Annotated in this window: 6 protein-coding genes and 1 pseudogene; 1 reads left to right on the top strand and 6 read right to left on the bottom strand. The window is 73.6% G+C overall.

The features are described 5' to 3' along the window. The 5 genes and pseudogenes from J5Y09_RS24100 to J5Y09_RS24080 form a co-directional block, all read right to left on the bottom strand. A pseudogene (locus J5Y09_RS24100) lies at positions 1-423 on the bottom strand (hypothetical protein); the annotation flags it as partial. A gap of 271 nt (positions 424-694) precedes the next feature. Next, complete coding sequence (locus tag J5Y09_RS24095; protein ID WP_209354397.1) at positions 695-910, bottom strand: hypothetical protein; 216 nt, start codon at positions 908-910, stop codon at positions 695-697. A gap of 116 nt (positions 911-1,026) precedes the next feature. Continuing rightward, positions 1,027-1,455, bottom strand: coding sequence for a protein-tyrosine phosphatase family protein (locus tag J5Y09_RS24090; RefSeq protein ID WP_209354396.1), 429 nt, complete (start codon positions 1,453-1,455; stop codon positions 1,027-1,029). Next, on the bottom strand, positions 1,452-2,333 hold the full coding sequence (locus J5Y09_RS24085; protein ID WP_209354395.1) for a CDP-alcohol phosphatidyltransferase family protein: 882 nt from the start codon (positions 2,331-2,333) through the stop codon (positions 1,452-1,454). Before J5Y09_RS24085 ends, J5Y09_RS24090 begins: the two co-directional genes overlap by 4 nt. After that, entirely contained in the window at positions 2,330-3,007 is a 678-nt protein-coding gene (locus J5Y09_RS24080) for a phosphatidylserine decarboxylase (protein WP_209354394.1), read from the bottom strand. Before J5Y09_RS24080 ends, J5Y09_RS24085 begins: the two co-directional genes overlap by 4 nt. Before the next feature lie 52 nt (positions 3,008-3,059). On the opposite strand from J5Y09_RS24080, the gene J5Y09_RS24075 reads away from it, so the two are divergent. After that, a complete protein-coding gene (locus J5Y09_RS24075) occupies positions 3,060-3,488 on the top strand; it encodes a hypothetical protein (protein WP_209354393.1) in 429 nt (142 codons plus the stop codon). On the opposite strand, the gene J5Y09_RS24070 is transcribed toward J5Y09_RS24075, so the two are convergent. Continuing rightward, positions 3,428-4,109, bottom strand: a 682-nt coding sequence (locus J5Y09_RS24070) for a LysM peptidoglycan-binding domain-containing protein (protein WP_209354392.1), incomplete at its 5' end; no start/stop codon positions are given. The genes J5Y09_RS24075 and J5Y09_RS24070 overlap by 61 nt on opposite strands.

Genomic DNA, 4,109 nt, shown 5'->3' with positions numbered 1-4,109 from the left:
CGCGAAGGCGGCCTGCGCCTCGACGAAGCCGAGCGCGCCGATCCGCGCGCCGCCGGCCTGCCGCGCGCGCAGGCTGGCGCGAAGCCGCGCGGCGGCGAGCGCGGGCGGCAGCGGCCGCGGCAGGCAGAGATCGGCGCCGAGTTCGAGCGCGAGCACCTCCTCCGCCTCCGCCGCGCCGATCACGCCGATGACCAGCGCCGGGTGCCGCCCGGCCATGAGGCGCAGCGCCTCGGGCAGCGTGGCTTCGGGCAGGTGGATGTCGAAGAGCAGCGCGGCCGGCGCATCCGCCGCGTCGAGCCGCGCGAGCGCGGCGCCGAGCGATGCCAGTTCCTCCACGCTGAAGCCGCGCAGCGCGAGCGCTTCGGCCGCGCCGCCGCGGCTTTCGGGATTCGCGTCGAGGATGAGGGTGACCGGGCGTCGCACGTCGTCTGGGTCCACCGCGTGGCGGCATGTGCCACGGTGTCAGACGTTAATTGCGATCTGTCAACGATATGGCCGCACGAGGCGGCCCGTCGCGTGGTCGCCGGCGCGCGGAACGCGGGCGCGGGACATCACGGAATGCGGAGGAAGCGTGCCGCGATCCAGGCGACCGGAGGCCGGCGCGGATCGCGGTGCATGCGCACGGGCCCGCGCCCGGCGATGACGGCCAACGTCCCGGCGCCCGCGCGAAGCAGGCGCCAGGGCTGGCGTGTCGTCAGTTCGACGGCGTGGCGAGGTCGCGCGTCGTGATCTCGAGGCTCGCGGCGCCGATCAGGGAGGCGGCGAGGTCCATCCCCAGCGTCCGCGCTTCCCATTCCAGCAGGGCGAGGCAGGCCGCGATCCCTTCGCGGGTCGGGCGCGGGCGGGCTTCGTCCCACGCGCTGGTGGCTTCGCTCGACTGGGGCTCGATGCTCGAAAGGGCGTTCATCATCCTGTCTCCCGCACTGCCATCGTGGCTGGGGGGAAGATGCGCCCGAAGGATTAATCGGGCGTTTCAGCGCGAAAGGATTTGAAGCAAATGTGCGTGAGACCGCGCGATTCGCGCCCTCAATCGCTCAAGCACGTCCCGCCGGCGGCGAAGGCACGCACCAGGGCGGCCTGTTCCTGCGTCTCCACCGCGCGCGGATCGTAATGCGCGCGCAGCCAGGCGATGGGGTCCTCGATGCCCGCCATCGCGGCGAGGCAGGCGAGCGCCGTGCCCGTGCGGCCCAGCCCCGCGCGGCAGCCGACATGGAAGGCATCGCCGGGGCGCGCGCGCATCGCGGCGACCATCGCCTCCAGCACGGCGCGCAGCGCGGCGGGGTCGGGCACGCCGAAATCGACGATGTCGAGCCGCCACTCGGCTTCCGCCACGCGCGCGCTGCGTGGTTCGAGGCAGAGGCCGCGCGCGCCCTCGGGCATGCTGTCGAAGGGGCCGCCGGTGATCGTCACCTCGGCATCGCCGAAGGCGAGGCGAATGGCGCCGAGCGGCGTCACGCCCCGTTCGGGCGCGGCGTCTCGGCCACCACCACGGGCTCGAGCAGGCTCTCCGCCTCCCGCTTCAGCCGCAGGTAGGAGCGCAGCGAGAAGGGCAGCATGCCGAGGTAGATGATCCCCGCCATGGCGAGCGCCGCCCAGGGTTCCGCCAGCAGCAGCGCGCCGAACAGGCCGACGCCGAGCAGCAGCGGCAGCACGTAGGCGCGCGGCACCTTGAAGTTCTTGAACGACCAGGTCGGCAGGGTGGACACCAGCAGCGCGGCGACGACCACCATGACAAGGCCCACGAAGGCCGGGTGGCGCACCGCGCCGGCCAGCCCTTCCCAGCCCATCTGCTGCAGCCACAGGCCGAGGAACAGCGGGAACAGCACGCAGCCCGCGCCCGCCGGCGCCGGCACGCCGGTGAAGAAGTTGTAGGTGTAGGCGGGCTTCACGCCCGGCCCGACATCGAGCGAGGCGTTGAAGCGCGCGAGCCGCAGCGCCATGCACACCGCGAACAGCAGGCAGGGCGCGAAGCCGAAGGCGCGGTAGTCGTGCAGCGTCCACAGGTACAGGATCAGCGCCGGCGCCACGCCGAAGCACAGGAAGTCCGACAGGCTGTCGAATTCCGCCCCGAAGCGCGACGTCGCCTTGAGCAGCCGCGCGAGCCGCCCGTCCAGCCCGTCGATCGCCCCGGCCACCACGATCAGCACCGCGGAGAGCTCGAAGCGCCCGTCGAAGGCGGCGCGGATCGCGACCAGCCCGCAGCACAGCCCGAGCATGGTCATCATGTTCGGGATCAGCCGGTTGAAGGACTGGCCTTCGAAGCGCGGCCGCGTGCGCGGGCGGAAGCGGCGGCGCAGGCGGCGGACGCGCCCGCCGGGGCTGCTCTCGCTCATGCGTGGCCGAGTTCGGCGATCACGGTCTCGCCTCCGATCATGGTCTGGCCCTCGGTGACCAGCGGCACGACGCCTTCGGGCAGGTAGACATCGGTGCGGCTGCCGAAGCGGATGATACCGAAGCGATCGCCCGCGCGCACGGAATCCCCGACCTTGGCGTCGCAGAGGATCCGCCGGGCGACCAAGCCCGCGATCTGCACGACGGCGAGGTCGCGCCCGTCGGCCAAGCGGATGGCGAGCGCGTTGCGCTCGTTCTCCTCGCTCGCCTTGTCGAGGTTGGCCGAGAGGAACTTGCCGTGGTGGTAGGCGATGCGCGTGACGGTGCCTTCGACCGGCATGCGGTTCACGTGCACGTCGACCACCGACAGGAAGATCGCCACGCGCGGCCGCGGCGCGTCGCCCAGGCCGAGTTCGGCCGGCGGCACCGCGGGGCCGATGCTGACGATGTGCCCGTCCGCCGGCGCGAGCACGAGCCCGGGCCGGTCCGGCGGCACGCGTTCGGGGTCGCGGAAGAAGTACAGGCAGAAGCCCGTGAACAGCAGGCCGATCCAGGCCAGCCAGTGGCCGAGCAGCAGCAGGCCGAGCAGCACAGCCGCCCCGCCGCCGATCAGGAAGGGCCGCGCCGCCGGATGGGGCGGGGCGAGCACGAGGCGAAGACTTTGTCCGAGGGCCATGATCGGCGCGCTTATGATGTTTTCACAGGTTTCGGGCAACCCTTGGCTCACCATGGAAACGATCACCCTCGGACCGTTCGCCGTCAGGCCGGACGGCGCCCTCGAACCCCGCGGCACCGAAGCGCCGCCGGCCCTCGGCTTCGCCTGGCGCGGGCGGACCTGCCGGGCCGAGCTGGAGCCCGACGGGCTGCGGTTCTCGGCCGATGCGGCGCGCATCCCCTCGACGGCCGAACCCGGATCGGATCGCCGCCGCGCCTTCGCCGCGCTCGAAAGCCTGCCGCGCCACCTGCCGCCGGGCTGGCGGGCAAGGCTGATGCCCGACCACCGGGTGCGGGTGGAGGCGGAGCGGGCGATCGCCGTCCCCGCCAACGCCACCTCCCTGGTGACGGCGATGGTGCGCTTCGTGCTGGAACTCGACCCCTACCTCGACACGCTCGAGGCCGAGGGCGTCGCCTGGACCTCCGGCACCGCGAAGATCTGACCGGGGAAGATGCGCCGCGGGTCGCGGATCTGGTCGCGATTGGCGTCGTAGATGACGGTGAAGCGGGTGCCGCGCCCGTAGACCGCGCGTGCGATGCGCCAGAGATTGGCGCCCGGCTGCACCACGACGCGGCCGCGCTCGAAGGCGTCGGGCGGCAATTCGTCGCGCTGGAAGGGCACCTCGACCCGGGCCGCGACCTGGCCGCGCTCGGCGATCTGGTCGACGCGCAGCATGGCGCGCCCGACCGGCGGCTGGCGCTCGGGCAGCAGCAGCCAGCGTCCCTCGGCATTCGCCACGGCGTCGCCGGCATGCAGGTCGCCGACATAGACGCGCACCGAGGCCCCGGCTGGGGCCGTGCCGGCGAAGCGGATCGAACCGCCTTCCTCGTAATCCACGGAACTCATGCCGAGCCGCGCCGGCGCCGGGCGCCCGCCCTGGCGCGGCGCGTCCGGCACCATCTGCGGGCCCTGGAGCAGGCGGGGCGCGGCGGCGGTGCCGGCCTCGGGGATCAGCACGGCGAGCGGCGCGGGCGCCTCGGCCGGGGCTTCGGCGGCGGGCGGCGCTGACGCGGGCGCCGAGGCGGCCGGCGGCGTCGCGGCAGGCGGCGTCGCGGCGGCGGTC

It is taken from the genome of Roseomonas nitratireducens, from assembly GCF_017813355.1.
Lineage (GTDB): Bacteria > Pseudomonadota > Alphaproteobacteria > Acetobacterales > Acetobacteraceae > Neoroseomonas > Neoroseomonas nitratireducens.
This window is presented reverse-complemented; position numbering and strand designations above follow the sequence as displayed.